The sequence below is a fragment of the Streptomyces antioxidans genome (assembly GCF_000968685.2).
Lineage (GTDB): Bacteria > Actinomycetota > Actinomycetes > Streptomycetales > Streptomycetaceae > Streptomyces > Streptomyces antioxidans.
On record NZ_LAKD02000043.1, the window covers coordinates 112,067 to 126,365 of the forward strand.

Consider the following 14,299-nt stretch of genomic DNA (forward strand, 5'->3'; position numbering starts at 1 on the left):
CCCATTACCCGTGTCATGGTCTGGCCGCTTTCACCCCACTGTACGACCGCTGGTCAGCCGGTCCAGGGTCGCCGCGGCCTCGGCCATGATCCGGTCCACCAGATCCGCGCAGCGGGGCAGGTCCTCGATCACCCCGGCCACCTGGCCGGAGGCCATCACCCCGGTGTCGGTGCGGCCGTCCACCATCGACGCCTTCAGCAGCATCGGGGTGGTGGCGGCCAGCAGCACCTGGCTCCAGCTGAGGTCCTTGCCGTGCCGCATCGCCAGCCCGTCGCGCACCATCCGCGGCCAGCTCAGCCCGGCCAGCCGCCGGAACGCGGCGGCGTGGCGGACGGCGCGCAGCAGCGCGGCGGTGCGGCCGGAGCGCTCGAGGGAGTCGACCAGCTCGCTGCGGAGCATCCGGTGCGGAAGCCCGTCGACCGCCGTGGTCACGGTGACATCGGTGACCGCCGCCGCCAGATAGCGCGCCTTCACCGCGTCCGGGACCGAGCTGTCGGAGGTGAGCAGGAAGCGGGTGCCCATGGCGATCCCCGCCGCCCCGTAGGCGAGCGCCGCCGCGAGACCCCGGCCGTCGTGGAAGCCGCCCGCGGCCACGACCGGGATGTCCACCGCGTCCACGACCTGGGGGAGCAGCACGGTGGTGGCCACCCGCCCGGTGTGGCCACCACCCTCGGCACCCTGCACCACCACCGCGTCCGCGCCCCAGCCCGCCACCTTCTCCGCGTGGCGCCGGGCGCCCACGGACGGGATGACCACCACGCCCGCGCCCTTCAGCCGGTCGATCAGCTCACGCCGGGGGGCCAGCGCGAACGAGGCGACCCGCACCCCCTCCTCGACGATGATCCGCACCCGCTCCCCGGCGTCCCCGGCGTCGGCGCGCAGATTGACGCCGAAGGGCGCGTCGGTGCGGGCGGCGACCTCGCGCACCGCCCAGCGCAGCCGCTCGGGCGACATGGTCGCGGAGCCCAGGATGCCCAGCGCCCCGGCGTTCGCCACGGCGGACACCAGCCGGGGCCCGGCCACCCACCCCATGCCGGTCTGGACGAGCGGATGGCGCACCCCGACGAGCCGGGTCAGCGGTGTGTCCATCAGGACGGCACCTCCCGCTCGCGGGCCCCCTCCGGGTCGATGACCTCCCGGATCAGCCGCAGCTCGGCGGTGGTCGGCTCCCGGGTGTACGGGGCGTCGTCGGCGATCTCGAGGGGGAAGCCGGTGGCCTCCCGCACCGCCTCGGCGGTCACCCCCGGGTGCAGGGAGCGCACCCGCAGGGTGCGGTCGGGCGTGCCGAAGTCGAGGACCGCCAGATCGGTCACCACACACCGGAGCTGGTGGAAGCGGGCCGCTGACGGCCCCGCGGCCGCCACCCGGTCGTAACCCACTCCGCACACCATGTCGACTTCTTCGACGAAGACCCGCCGCGAGTGCCGTGGAACCCAGTAACTCGTGGGGTTGTTCAGGGTGTTGACCGGTGCGCCGCGCACGCCAAGCAACTGCCGCCGGGGCCGCTTCCACTCGCCGATACAGCTGATGTTCTGGTTGCCGTGGCGGTCGAGCTGGCTCGCGCCCATCATCACATGGCGCCGTCCGCCGGTGACCAGCGCCAGATGCGCCCGGTACGGCAGCCACCCCTCCACCACCTCCGGATCGCCGTCCACGATCATCGCCTCGCCGTCCGTCAGCAGCAGCCCGGGCGCGAAGGTGAGCTTGGCAAGCCGGGCGCCGATCCTGGGCACCGCGCCCATCGGGGCGGCCAGGATCTCCCCGTCGCCCCGCCATGCCTCGGCGCAGGCCACCACGCAGCACTCGGCCCGGGTCACCCCGCCGGTCATATGCCCTCCCTCCCGAGCGCCGCCACCGCGGCCCGGTACCGTTCCTCGTCCCCGGACAGAAACCGCCCCGCGAACTCCCGCCATGCCGCCGGGTCGGCGGCGGCCTTGGCGTACGCGCTCTGGAACGCCTCGTCCCGCCCGTAGTCGGGGGCGCAGGAGGTGAAGTGCGCGCCCCCCGGAGCCTCGATCACACCGGTCACCGCATGGCGCTTGACCAGCAGCGTCTGCGGACCGCCCGCATCCGCGAACCCGGCCGTGGCGACGACGCGTTCACAGGAGAGATACGCCTCGGCTGCCGCCTCGCAGAACAGGTCGTCGAAGTACGGATCGGGCCCGAGGTACTGCCCGTTGCCCTGTGCGTCCGCCCGGTTGAGGTGCACCAGCGCCACGTCCAGCCGCAGCGCGGGCACCGCCACCAGCTCCTCACCGTCCTCGTACGGCGATGTCACCGTCCGCAGCCCGGGGTTGACCGTCATGACGTCCGAGCCGAGCGCCGCGCGGACGGGCAGGAACGGCAGCCGGTGCACCGCGGCGGTCAGCCCCCACATCATCATCGCCTCGTCCAGCTCGGTCAGTTCGATGTCCCCCCGCTCGCGCGCCGCCCTGAAGTGCGGCTCCAGGGGGATCGAGTCGAGCGTGGCGAACGCCGTCACCAGCTTGCGGATCTTCCCGGCGGCGGCCAGCAGCCCGACATCGGGCCCGCCGAAGGAGACCACCGTCAGATCGGTGGCATCCGACCGCAGCAGGGCGCGGACCAGCGCCATGGGCTTGCGCCGTGACCCCCAGCCGCCGATCCCGACCGTCATACCGCTGCGGATCCGGCCGACGGCCTCCTCGGCCGTCATCGTCTTGTCGGCCAACGCCGCTCACCCCTTCCCGGTGCTCCTGGCGACGAACGCGTCGCGGTGCCCGTCGGACAGGCCCGCCAGATTGGCCTCGAAGGTGAAGCCCTGCTCGAAGCGGTAGCTCCGGCGCACATCGACCGGATCGATGCCGTTGATGGCAGCCTTCGCCAGCCGCAGCAGCGCACCGTCCTTGGCGGCGATCTCCCCGGCCAGCTCCAGCGCCGCCGCCCGCAGCCCGGCGCGCGGCACGACCCGCCACACCGAACCGTGCCGGTGCAGCTCCTCGGCGGTCGCGGTGCGCGCGGTGAAGTACAGCGCGCGCATCAGCTGGAGCGGGACCAGCCGCGCCAGATGGGTGGCCGCGCCCAGTGCGCCCCGGTCCAGCTCGGGCAGGCCGAACGTGGCGTCCTCGCTGGCCACGATCGCGTCGGCGTTCCCGGCCAGACCGATGCCACCGCCCAGGCAGAAGCCGTGGACGGCGGCGACGACCGGGACCGGGCAGTCGTAGACGGCGGCGAACGCCTCGGCACATCCGCGGTTGGCGCCGATGAGCGCCGTATGGCCCTCGGCCGCCTGGATCTCCTTGATGTCCACCCCCGCGTTGAAGCCCCGGCCCTCCGCGGCCAGCACCACACAGCGCACCGACGGGTCGGCGCCCGCGGTGCGCAGCGCCGCGGCCAGCTCGTACCAGCCCTGTACGGGCAGGGCGTTGACGGGTGGGAAGTCCATGGCGACCAGGGACACGCCCGCGGCCGGGGCGGAGGTGGAGACACCCATGAGCAGATCCGCTACCTTTCCACCAAACATTTGTTAGGTGAAAGGTAGCAGCGCTCATCGCGCAGCGGGAGGTGTCTTGTGGCCGTCACCATCGATCTCGCCGGGCGCGTCGCCGTCGTCACCGGCGGCACGCGGGGCGTGGGAGCGGGGATCACCCGGGCCCTGCTCACCGCAGGAGCCGAGGTGGTGATCTGTGCGCGCCGCGCGCCCGACAGACCCATCGAGGCGGACGGTCGCAGGGCGCACTTCGAATCGCTCGACATCCGGGACGTGGACGCGGTCGCCGCGTTCTTCGCCCGGCTGCGCCGCTCCCACCGGCGGCTCGACCTGCTGGTCAACAACGCGGGAGGAAGCCCCTACGGACTGATCGCCGAGGCCGGGCAGCGCCGCGCCGCCCGCGTCGTGGAGCTCAATCTGACCGCTCCCATGACCGTCTCCCTGAGCGCCTACGAGCTGATGCGCCATCAGGAGGGCGGGGGCTCGATCGTGATGATCGGCAGCGTCAGCGGCACCCGCCCGTCCCCCGGCACCGGACCCTATGGCGCCGCCAAGGCGGGGCTGGAGAACCTCTCCCGCACCCTGGCCGTGGAGTGGGCCCCCGCGATCCGGGTCAACACGCTCGTGCTCGGCATGGTCCGCACCGAACTGTCGCATCTGCACTACGGGGACGAGGACGGCATCGCCGCCGTCGGCCGGACCGTGCCGCTCGGGCGGATGGCCGAGCCCGTAGAGGCCGGTGACGCCTGTGTGTTCCTCGCCTCCGGACTGGCCCGGTACATCAGCGGCGCCAGCATCGCCATCCACGGGGGCGGGGAGCGCCCGGCGTTCCTCGACGCCGCCAACGTCAACCAGCCGGCCGCCGGCACCGGCCGGACGGCACCACGGGAGGACTGAGATGAGCGGACTGTGCGACGGGCGCGTCGCCGTCGTCACCGGAGCCGGCCGCGGCCTCGGGCGGGCGCACGCACTCGCCTTCGCCGCCGAGGGCGCGAAGGTCGTCGTCAACGACCTCGGCGTGGCCGCGGACGGCGCCGGGGCGTCGGCGCTACCGGCCCAGCGGGTCGTCGACGAGATCTGGGCCGCGGGCGGGGAGGCGGTGGCCCACGGCGGCGACATCACCACCACCGACGGCGCCGCCTCCCTGGTGGCCACCGCCCTCGACACCTACGGCCAGCTCGACACCCTCGTCAACAACGCCGGGTTCCTGCGCGACCGCATGCTCGTCAACCTCGGCGAGGACGAGTGGGACGCGGTGATCCGCGTCCACCTCAAGGGCCACTTCCTGCCGCTGCGGCACGCCGCCGCCCACTGGCGCGCCGAGGCGAAGGCGGGCTGCAGCCCGGTCGCCCGGGTGGTCAACACCAGCTCCGGGGCCGGGCTGCTGGGCAGTGTCGGACAGGGCAACTACTCCGCGGCCAAGGCCGGGATCCTCGGCCTGACCTCGGTGGCCGCCGCCGAACTCGGCCGCTACGGAGTCCAGGTCAACGCCATCGCCCCGGCGGCCCGCACCCGGATGACGGAGGCCACGTTCGCCGGTGCCATGGCCGCGCCGGACGACCCCGCGGCCTTCGACGCGATGGCCCCCGAGAATGTCTCACCGCTCGTCGTCTGGCTCGGCTCGGCCGCCTGCGCCGGGGTCACCGGCCGGGTCTTCGAGGCGGAGGCCGGGCGGATCACCGTCATGGAGGGCTGGCGGCCGGGCCCCACCGCAGACAAGGGCGCCCGCTGGACACCGGCACAGGCGGGCGAGGCGGCGCGGAAGCTCCTCGCCGCGGCCGAACCGCCGCAACCGGTGTACGGCACGCCTTGAGAGGCCTCCGATCCTGAGGGGTGGGGGATATCCCCCGTACGGGACGGGCGGCAACGGGATGGAACCCCGGTGCCGCCCGACGGCACGATGATCCGCGAACGGCACGGAACGAGGCAGGGAGCAGGTTCGTGGGAGTGCGGGTGAGGACCGTGGCGCTGTGGGCGGGGATCGGCGCGGTGGCGGTGACGGCGGACGGGATCACGTCGACCACCGCCGACGGGGAGCGCCAACTGGTCCTGCCCGGCCGCAGCGCTACTCCGCCGCGGCCCTCGGTTCGGGCACACAGCCCGCCTGCCGCAGCAGGGCGCTGAAGCGGGAGGCGAGCACCGGATGGCCGTCCGCCGCGGGATGCAGCCGGTCCCCGCCCTCGGCCTCCAGCATCAGCCGCGCATGGACGGGGCCGAACGCATCGGGGCCGTGGAGGTAGTGCGGCCGCGCGTCGCCGTGGTCGCGCAGCAGGGTCACCGCCCGGCGTATGTGCGCCCGACACTCACGCATCGTCATCCCCGAAGGGCCCGGCACCTCCTCCCGCTCGGGCGCGGTGATCGTGGACATCACGGCGAACGGGGTCGTGGGGTGGCCCTCGCGCACGGTGCGGACGAAACCGACGAGCGCCGAGACCAGCGCGTCGCGGTGGTGGCTGCCGAGCGCCTGGACATTGACCCCGACGCAGAGGGTGAGGAGATCGGCCGGCAGGTCCCGCATCAACCGCGCCGTCATGGGCTCCAGACAGCTGGACCTGCCCAGGGCCAGCGAGGTGAGATCCCAGCCGTGCCGCCGGGCCACCAGGGCGGTCCAGGTCCGGCTGGGGGACGCGGCGCCGCGCCCCTGCGAGATGGAGCTGCCGCAGTGGACCCAGCGCGGCCCCGGCCCGGGCTCGTCGCCCGCCACGGCCGCGCCCGCCGCCACGGACAGTCCGCGCAGCCGGAACTGGTGGTAGACGGGCAGCCACAGCTCGACCGCCGCCATCCGCCCCGGCAGCCGCTCGCACCGGAACTCGGCGTCACCGCCGTGGGTTTCCAGCCGCACGGTCTCGGCCCGCCGCCCGTCGCACACCACATCGAGACGGGCCCGCTCCCCGGGCCCGTTCAGCGCGGGCGCGGGGTCGGCCTGATAGCGGCAGACCAGCGAGGAGCTGTCCGTGCGCAGCGTCACGCGCACCCCGGACGGCATCGCGGCCCGGCCAAGACCGCCCTCGGGGAGATACAGCGCCGCCTCCTCGCGCGGCAGCCGCCACGGGGCGGTCCACCCATCGCCCCGCTGCAGGGACACCGCGCCCCGGTAGCGCAGCCGGGGGTCGTCATGAGCCAGGTCGAGCGAGGCGCTGGCGGGGCGGGTCTGCATGCTGGCGAGTCTGGCACCCGCCTCGGACATGCGGGGGAACCGCTCCGCGCCTTCTCCACATCCTTCGCGTAGCGTGCCTGAAGCCGATAAAAGCACCGCATCGCACGAGGGCAGGAGTCGCGCGAGGGCAGAAGGGGCACCGGATGGCCGAGGCAGACGCCGTCGTCGTCGGGTCCGGTGTCAACGGCCTGGTCGCCGCCGCGGAGCTGGCCCTGGCCGGATGGACCGTCGTCCTGGTGGAGCGCGAACCGGACATCGGCGGGTTCATCGCCACCGAGGAGCGCACCCTGCCGGGCTACCTCCATGACACCTACTCCTCCTGGCATCCGCTGTTCGTCTCCGGCCCGGCGTTCGCGCGTCTGGGGGAGCCCTTGCGGCGCCATGGGCTGGAGTACCGCAACACCGATGAGTGGGTCATCGCCAGCGTGGCCGACGACGGCAGGGTCACGCTCGCGCACCGCGATCCGGAACGCACCGTCGAGGGCTTCGCGCACGAGGCCGACCGGGGCGCGTATCTGGCCGCGCTCGGCCGGCTGGGCGCCAGCATGGAGGCGATCGGCGGCCTGCTGGCCGGCGAGCTCCGCTCACCGGCCGTACTCCGCCACGCGATCGCCCTGCTGCGCGGCGGCGGTCGGCAGGGGGCGGAGCGGTGGCTGCGCTCGGTGGCCACCAGCGGCCGCGGTTACCTGCGCGCGGAGTTCCGCGGCCACGAGGTGGACCATCTCTTCGCCCCGTGGCTGCTGCACGCGGGGCTGTCGCCGGACCACGCGTCGGGCGGATTCCTGGTGCCGCTGCTCGCCGCCACCCTGCACGGCGCCGGAGTGCCGGTGGTGGCCGGTGGCGCGGGCCGGTTCCTCGTCGCCTTCAGGTCGCTGCTGACGACGACGGGCGTACGGGTGGAGACCGGCACCCGGGTCGACCGCGTCCTCGTCGAGCGGGGCCGCGCCGTGGGAGTGGCCGCCGGCGGCCGGGTCTTCCGCGCCCGCCGCGCGGTCCTCGCCTCGGTGACCCCCACCGCCCTCTACGGCACCCTCCTGCCGGAGGGCTCGGTCCGCCCCCAACTGCGCGGCGAGGCACGGCGGTTCCGCTACGGCCGCGCCGCGATGCAGATCCATGTCGCGCTGTCCGGGCCGCTCGGCTGGCGCGACGCACGGCTGAACACGCTCCCGCTGGTCCATCTGACCGACGGTTCTGACAGCACCGGTATCGCCTGCGCCGAGGCCGAGGCGGGTCTGCTGCCCCGGCGGCCCACCGTGGTGGTCGGGCAGCAGTACGTCCTGGACCCCGGCCGGGTGCCGCCCGGGGCCGCCGCGCTGTGGCTGCAGCTGCAGGAGGTGCCGTCCACCCCGCGCGGCGACGCGGCCGGTGAACTGGACACCACCCGGGGCTGGACCCCGGAGCTGGCCCGGGGCTACGCCGACCGGGTGCTGGACCGGATCGCCCGGCACGCACCCGATCTGCCGGGCAAGGTGCTCGCCGTCGATGTCATCGCGCCACCGGACCTGGCCCGCCGGAACCCCAACGCGGTCGACGGCGATCCGTACGGCGGTTCCCTCGAACTCGACCAGAGCTTCCTCTGGCGCCCCCTGCCCGCCACGGGACGGCACGCGACCGATGTCGACGGGCTCTGGCACATCGGCGCGTCCACCCACCCGGGAGCGGGACTGGGCGGTGTCTCCGGGCACATCGTCGCCACCGCGCTCACCAGAGAGCCGCGATTCGCCCGGCTGGCCCGGCTCTCACCCGGGCGACGGGTGAGAGGCTGATGTCCTCAGAGACCGACGCCGTGTGACCGCAGATAGGCGAGCGGATTGATGTCCGAGCCGTAGCCGGGGCCGGTGCGGATCTCGAAGTGGAGATGCGGTCCGGTGGCATTGCCCGTGGAGCCCGAACGGCCGATCTGCTGGCCGCCGTTGACGTTCTGCCCGGCCCGCACCGACAGCTGCGAGAGATGCCCGTACTGGCTGTACTTGCCGTCCGGATGCCGGATGACCACCTGGTAGCCGTACGCGCCGCCCCAGCCCGCCGAGACCACATGGCCCGAGCCCACGGCCTTCACCGAGGTGCCGATGGACACGGGAAAGTCCACGCCCGTGTGATAGCCGCTCGACCAGCTGGATCCGGCCGCCCGGTAGGCGGTGCTCGGGCTGACGCCTCGGACCGGGGCGGTGAAGCCCGAGGAGACGACGGGCTTGCTGGCCCGCTCCCTGCTGGTGTGCTTCTCGGGCTTCGGGTGCGGCGCGGGCTTCGGCTTCGCCTTGGCCTTGTGCTCGGGTTCGGCCTTGGCCTTGTGGTGGGGCTCGGGTTCCGCCTTGGGTTTGGCGGTGGCCTTACCGCCCTTGAGGGAGAGCTTCTGGCCGGGGTAGATCAGATCGGGATCGCCGCCGATCGTCTCGCGGTTGGTCTCGTAGAGCCTCTTCCAGCCGCCGTTGACGTCGTGGGTGTCGGCGATGCGGGACAGCGAGTCGCCGCTGACGACCACATAGCGGCCGGACTTCGTGGGGGCGTGCCCGGGGAGGCTGGTGGGCGTGGGCTTGCTCGCCCCCGCCTGCTGGGCCTTCTCGGGCCGATGGGTCCGCTCGGCCGGGGCGGCGGCCGTCCCGACGGACTTCTGGGCGTTCTGTACGGGCTTCTGGGCGCTCTGCGGCGCCGCGTCGTCCCGCGTCAGACCGGCCTTGCCGGAACACACCGGCCAGGCGCCGGGACCCTGGCCGTCGAGCACCTTCTCCGCGATCGCGATCTGCTGGTCCTTGGTGGCCAGATCGGCCCGCGCCGCATGGGCCGTGCCGCCGTACGCCTCCCATGTGCTCTGCGTGAACTGCAGCCCGCCGTAGAAGCCGTTGCCGGAGTTGATGTCCCAGTTGTCGGTGGACTCGCACTGCGCCACCTTGTCCCAGGTTTCGCCCGAGGCCGCGGACGCGCCCGCGGCGCCGACGAGGGGAAGGGCGATTCCGGCGCCGCCCGCCGTGACGCTCAGCGAGGCACGGGAGATGCGGTTGGGCTTGTAGCGGCGGTGGCGTCCCCGTAAGGGCATGGACGGCTCCTTCTCGTGCTGCCGGGTGCGGCGAGCTGCCGGGCGGGCCAAAGATAAGGGGGCCGATTTGGGCACAACAAGAGGGAGTTCACCTAGAAAGCGGGCCATAGCGCGCTGTGCTGCGACCCTCTTCCGTGTATGTGATGTGCATCACAGTAATCCGGTCGGTGGTTCGGGTGGGACACAGGGTGACCGGCCCGCCCCGGCTTCCGGGCGCGCCGTACGGCCCGGAGCGAGCCGCCGCCCGCGACCGACGGTCGCGGGCGGCGGCGTGCCACGATCTGGCGAGGAGTCACCGGCGCACTGCGAGCGACACCGCGAAGCGGCCCTCCGCGTCGGTCCACCAGCGCCGCGACTCCATTCCCGCGGCGGCCAGTTCGGCCCGCACCTTCCCCTCCCGGAACTTGGCGGACACCTCGGTGCGGACCTCCTCCCCGGCCGTGAAGTGCACCGCGAGATCCATGGCGGGGATCTTCGCGGTGAGCTCCTTACGGGCCCTGAGCCGCATCTCGACCCATTCCTCCTCGGCGTTCCACACCGCCACGTGGTCGAAGTCGGAGGGGTCGAAGTCGGCGCCCAGTTCGCGGTTGAGCACCGTCAGCACGTTCTTGTTGAACGCCGCGGTGACCCCCTGGTCGTCGTCGTAGGCGGAGACGAGGGTGGCCTCGTTCTTGACCAGGTCGGTGCCGAGCAGCAGCGCGTCGCCGGGTGCGAGCAGTTCGCTCACCGAGGCGAAGAAGGCCGCACGCTCAGCGGGCAGCAGATTGCCGATCGTGCCCCCGAGGAACGCCAGCAGCCTCGGCCCCGGGGTGTCATCGGGCAGCGCGAGCCCGTCCATGAAGTCGGCCACCAGCGCGTGCACCATCAGCCGTGGATGCTCGGCCAGCAGGGCCTCCCCGGCCAGTTCCAGCGCGCTCTCGCTCACGTCGACGGGAACGTAGACGCGCAGATCCGGCAGTGCCCGGATCAGGTGGTGGGTCTTCTCGGAGGAGCCGGAGCCCAGTTCGACAAGGGTGCGGGCCCCGGTGGCGTCGGCGATCTCCGCCGCGCGGGCAACGAGGATCTCCCGCTCGGCACGGGTCGGGTAGTACTCGGGCAGCCGGGTGATCTCTTCGAAGAGCGCGCTGCCCCGGGCGTCGTAGAACCACTTGGGCGGAAGCTGTTTCGGGGTGCTGGTCAGCCCCTCGGCCACATCGGCGCGCAGCGCGGCCGTGGTGGCATCGGCGGGCAGGGTGCGGGTGACGGTGAAGGGGCTCAACGGGAAGCCTCCTTGAGTGCGGTGAGCAGTACATCGGTACGGGTGGCGGTGAGCAGGGTGCGGTCGGGGACCTCGGTCCAGCCGGGGTCCTGGTCGTACGGCTCGGAGGCCACGGCCACGCCCCGGTCCGGATCTGTCAGGTACCACAGCGTGTCGCCCCAGGCGGTGGCGGCGATGGTCTCGCCGTCCATGAGCAGCAGATTGAGCCGTGAGCCGGGGGCGGCGTCGGCCAGTCGCTCGACGGCCTCGGCCAACGCCTCCGGCGGCGCCTGGCCCAGCCGCAGCCGGTGCAGCACCAGCGCCCAGACGAACGCCGAGTCGCACCGGGCCTCCAGGCCGAGCAGATCCGCGGGTGGCAGGGCGGCGGCGAGGTCCGCGACCGCGTGCGGCCAGTCGCGCAGCGCTCCGTTGTGACTGAACAGCCAGGTCCCGGAGGCGAACGGCGAGGCCCCCGCCTCGCCGTCCGCGCTCGCCTCGGTGGCATCCCTCACGGCGGCCATCAGCGCCCCCGTGCGCACCACGCGGGCCAGGTCGGCGAACGACAGGTCGCCCCAGATGGGCCCGGAGCGCCGGTAGCGCGCGGGCACCGGGTCGCCCGGCGCGTACCAGCCGACGCCGAACCCGTCGGCGTTGACCGTGCCGTGCGCCTGCCGCCGTGGCGCCCACGACTGCCGGAACAGACTGTCCGGGGGCGCCGTGACCACCTCGCCGATGGGGACCGACGGGCCGAGGTACGCCAGGTGCCGGCACATCAGGACGCGTCCCGCGCGGTGCGGAAGCCGGAGAAGATCTGGCGGCGCACCGGCAGGTCCCAGTTGCGGAACGTGCCCCGGCAGGCGACCTCGGCCACCGCGAAGGAGCCGCCGCGCAGCACCTTGTGCGCCGGGCCGAAGAACACCTCCGAGTACTCGCGGTACGGAAAGGCGCGGAACCCCGGATAGGGCAGGAAGTCGCTGGAGGTCCACTCCCACACATCGCCGATCAGCTGCCGCACCCCCAGCGGCGATGCGCCCCGCGGATAGCTTCCGGCCGCAGCGGGCCGCAGATGGCGCTGGCCAAGGTTGGCGTGCTCCGGCGTGGGGTCGTCGTCGCCCCACGGGTAGCGCCGGGACCGGCGGCTCTCCGGGTCATGGCGGGCGGCCTTCTCCCACTCCTCCTCGGCCGGCAGCCGCCGCCCCGCCCAGCGGGCGTAGGCGTCCGCCTCGTACCAGCTCACATGCACCACCGGCTCCTCCGGCGGCACCGGCTCCGTCACCCCGAACCGCCGGCGCAGCCACTGTCCGCCCTCGCGGCGCCAGAACAGCGGGGCGGCGATGCCGTGTTCCTGGATGTACGCCCAGCCGTCGGCGCTCCACCAGCGCGGCTCGGTGTAGCCGCCGTCCGCGATGAACCGCTCGTACGCGCCGTTGGTCACCGGAGCGGTGTCGATGTGGAAGGCCGGGACCAGCCGGTGGTGCGCGGGCCGCTCGTTGTCCAGGGCCCAGGGCTCGGACGAGGTGCCCATGGTGAACGGGCCGCCCGGTATCAGCACCTCATCCGGCAGGGCCGCGCCGTCCTCCGGGGCGGGCGGCGGCGGGGCGGTGAGCGCGGCGGGTCCACGGCGCAGCTGGTGGGTGATGAGCATCGTCTCGTCGTGCTGCTGCTCATGCTGGGCGATCATGCCGAAGGCGAAGCCCGCGTCGACCAGCGGGGCGCCGCGCAGCTCGATCCGCTCCAGGATGTCCAGCACCCGGCCGCGCACCTCGTGGACATAGCCGCGGGCCTCGGCGGGCGCCAGCAGCGGCAGGGTGGGGCGCTCGGCGCGGGGATGCGCGAAGGCGTCGTAGATCGAGTCGATCTCGGGGCGCAGGGCGTCACCTCCGCCGACCGCGCGCAGCAGCCACTGCTCCTCCTGGTTGCCGATGTGCGCCAGGTCCCACACCAGCGGGGACATCAGCGGGGAGTGCTGGGCGGTGAGGTCGTGCTCGTCCACGCAGGTGGTGAGGGTGTGGGTGCGGTCGCGCGCGGTGCGCAGCGCCTTCTCGGCGCGCAGCCGCAGCGCCTCGGGGTCGATGGTGAGCTCGGAATCGGGGGCGGTCATGACCGTCCCTCCTTACCGGTGAAGGGAGCGAGCAGATCGTCGGCCGGACATCGGCCGCGGAGCACATAGCGGTCGTTGAAGTCGGCGACGGCGGCGGTGATGGCGGGGGAGGCGCCGATGCGCGGCAGTGCGTCCAGCGCCGTGCTGAAGCAGCTGACGGCGGCGGTGCGCAGCTCGGGGTCGGCCAGACCGTGGCGGGCCGCGGCGCGCCACAGCGGATTGCCCGGTGCGGGGCGGGCGCCCGCCGTCTCGGCGAGCGGTTTCACCACCCGGTAGACCGTTTCGGCGGCCGCGGGATCGTCGAACAGCGCCACCGTGACGGCGAGCGGGACGATCCATCCGTCCTCGCCGCTCTGCGCGTCGATCATGCGCAGTTCCAGATGGCCGCGCGGGCGGACGGGGGGAAAGAGCGTGGAGATGTGGAAGTCGAGGTCGTCATGGGTGGGTGGCCGGGGCAGCCCCGTCCGGGCCCACTGGCGGAAGGGCACCCCGGACGGCACCGCCCACGGCGTCTTCTCGTCCCGGATGGCCATCACGGGCGCGTCCAGCACGTAGTGGGCCCAGGCCGTGCGCGGATCCCGGCCGTCGGCCGGGGCGTGGGTGCGGGCGGGCTCCATCGCCGTCCACAGCGCCTGCCGGGTGGAGCGGTAGCCCGTGGGGCGGCCCTGGCGCAGCGGCGAGTTGGCGAACGCGGCGGTGAGCACCGCGCCCAGCAGATGGGCGAGCCGCCAGCGCCGTGCCATGCCGAGCGGTCCGGGTTCCTCGTGCCCGGCGTCCACGCAGACCTGCACCGAGGCGGTGTTGCACATCATGGAGCGCCCGGCCGGACCCCGGCGGTCGAAGTAGGTCTCCATGCAGTCGTACCGGGGCGTGGTGAGGAAGCGTCTCGGTGGGCGCCAGGGGTCATGTCCGTGACCGGCGAGACCGAGGCCGAGGCCGGTGAGCAGGGAACGTACGAGAACCAGATCGGCGGCCGCGGACTCCACACACGCGGTGAGGGAGTCGGCCGGGAGGGAGCTGAGCTCCACCTGACCGCCGGGTTCGAAGGTGATGGCGGACCGCAGCGGCAGTCCGCGCAGGGCGGTGACCGCGGCTTCGAGCCGGGCCGCCTCGATGGGTCGTGCGGGGTCGTGCGGGTCGTACATGAGCCATTCGAGTTCGACTCCGATGCGGCGCGGCGGCCCGGTCTTGAAACAGATGCCGTGCAGCCTGGCCTCCATCTCGGCCTCGCTGATCGCCTTGTCGTCGGGCACAGTCGTCATCTCCCGTCCCGTTCCGGCATCGGCTCGCCGGGAAACGAGCCGATATGTCGCCGTCCACTC

The 14,299-nt window shown here is 73.4% G+C and carries 13 protein-coding genes; 3 read left to right on the forward strand and 10 right to left on the reverse strand.

Translation table 11 applies throughout. The features are described 5' to 3' along the window. Positions 1–30 precede the first annotated feature (30 nt). From VT50_RS17940 to VT50_RS17955, 4 genes are read right to left on the reverse strand one after another with little or no spacing between them, the layout of a single operon-like run. Entirely contained in the window at positions 31–1,089 is a 1,059-nt protein-coding gene (locus tag VT50_RS17940; RefSeq protein WP_046084835.1) for an NAD(P)H-dependent flavin oxidoreductase, read from the reverse strand. Continuing rightward, positions 1,089–1,829, reverse strand: a complete 741-nt coding sequence (locus VT50_RS17945; protein ID WP_046084834.1) for a CoA-transferase subunit beta — start codon at positions 1,827–1,829, stop codon at positions 1,089–1,091. Before VT50_RS17945 ends, VT50_RS17940 begins: the two co-directional genes overlap by 1 nt. After that, positions 1,826–2,689: a CoA transferase subunit A gene (locus tag VT50_RS17950; RefSeq protein ID WP_338058329.1), complete on the reverse strand. Its 864-nt coding sequence runs from the start codon at positions 2,687–2,689 to the stop codon at positions 1,826–1,828. Before VT50_RS17950 ends, VT50_RS17945 begins: the two co-directional genes overlap by 4 nt. A gap of 6 nt (positions 2,690–2,695) precedes the next feature. Next, positions 2,696–3,451 carry an enoyl-CoA hydratase family protein gene (locus tag VT50_RS17955; protein ID WP_046084833.1) on the reverse strand — a complete coding sequence of 252 codons (756 nt, stop codon included), beginning with the start codon at positions 3,449–3,451 and terminating at the stop codon, positions 2,696–2,698. Between the two features lie 78 nt (positions 3,452–3,529). Here VT50_RS17955 and VT50_RS17960 point away from each other — a divergent pair, with 78 nt between their 5' ends. Both VT50_RS17960 and VT50_RS17965 read left to right on the forward strand, forming a co-directional pair. Further along, the gene (locus VT50_RS17960; RefSeq protein ID WP_046084832.1) at positions 3,530–4,345 is read left to right on the forward strand and encodes an SDR family oxidoreductase; all 816 of its coding nucleotides are present in this window, start codon (positions 3,530–3,532) and stop codon (positions 4,343–4,345) included. Between the two features lies 1 nt (position 4,346). Next, positions 4,347–5,261 (forward strand): SDR family oxidoreductase, encoded by a 915-nt coding sequence (locus tag VT50_RS17965; protein ID WP_046084831.1) that lies wholly within the window; start codon positions 4,347–4,349, stop codon positions 5,259–5,261. 252 nt (positions 5,262–5,513) lie between these two features. Here VT50_RS17965 and VT50_RS17970 read toward each other — a convergent pair whose 3' ends face one another. After that, positions 5,514–6,605 (reverse strand): GDSL-type esterase/lipase family protein, encoded by a 1,092-nt coding sequence (locus tag VT50_RS17970; protein ID WP_046084830.1) that lies wholly within the window; start codon positions 6,603–6,605, stop codon positions 5,514–5,516. Between the two features lie 143 nt (positions 6,606–6,748). Between VT50_RS17970 and VT50_RS17975 the strand changes: the two genes are divergently transcribed. Further along, entirely contained in the window at positions 6,749–8,371 is a 1,623-nt protein-coding gene (locus VT50_RS17975; protein WP_046090963.1) for a phytoene desaturase family protein, read from the forward strand. 5 nt (positions 8,372–8,376) lie between these two features. On the opposite strand, the gene VT50_RS17980 is transcribed toward VT50_RS17975, so the two are convergent. From VT50_RS17980 to egtA, 5 genes are all read right to left on the reverse strand, one after another. After that, a complete protein-coding gene (locus VT50_RS17980; protein WP_046090964.1) occupies positions 8,377–9,639 on the reverse strand; it encodes a transglycosylase family protein in 1,263 nt (420 codons plus the stop codon). Between the two features lie 292 nt (positions 9,640–9,931). Then, positions 9,932–10,897, reverse strand: a complete 966-nt coding sequence (egtD, locus tag VT50_RS17985) for an L-histidine N(alpha)-methyltransferase (RefSeq protein WP_046090965.1) — start codon at positions 10,895–10,897, stop codon at positions 9,932–9,934. Beyond that, positions 10,894–11,649 (reverse strand): ergothioneine biosynthesis protein EgtC, encoded by a 756-nt coding sequence (gene egtC, locus VT50_RS17990; RefSeq protein ID WP_046090966.1) that lies wholly within the window; start codon positions 11,647–11,649, stop codon positions 10,894–10,896. The genes egtD and egtC overlap by 4 nt, the downstream gene beginning before the upstream one ends. Further along, positions 11,649–12,977, reverse strand: a complete 1,329-nt coding sequence (gene egtB / locus VT50_RS17995; protein WP_046090967.1) for an ergothioneine biosynthesis protein EgtB — start codon at positions 12,975–12,977, stop codon at positions 11,649–11,651. The genes egtC and egtB overlap by 1 nt, the downstream gene beginning before the upstream one ends. Continuing rightward, positions 12,974–14,239 (reverse strand): ergothioneine biosynthesis glutamate--cysteine ligase EgtA, encoded by a 1,266-nt coding sequence (gene egtA, locus VT50_RS18000; RefSeq protein ID WP_046090968.1) that lies wholly within the window; start codon positions 14,237–14,239, stop codon positions 12,974–12,976. Before egtA ends, egtB begins: the two co-directional genes overlap by 4 nt. Between the last annotated feature and the right edge of the window lie 60 nt (positions 14,240–14,299).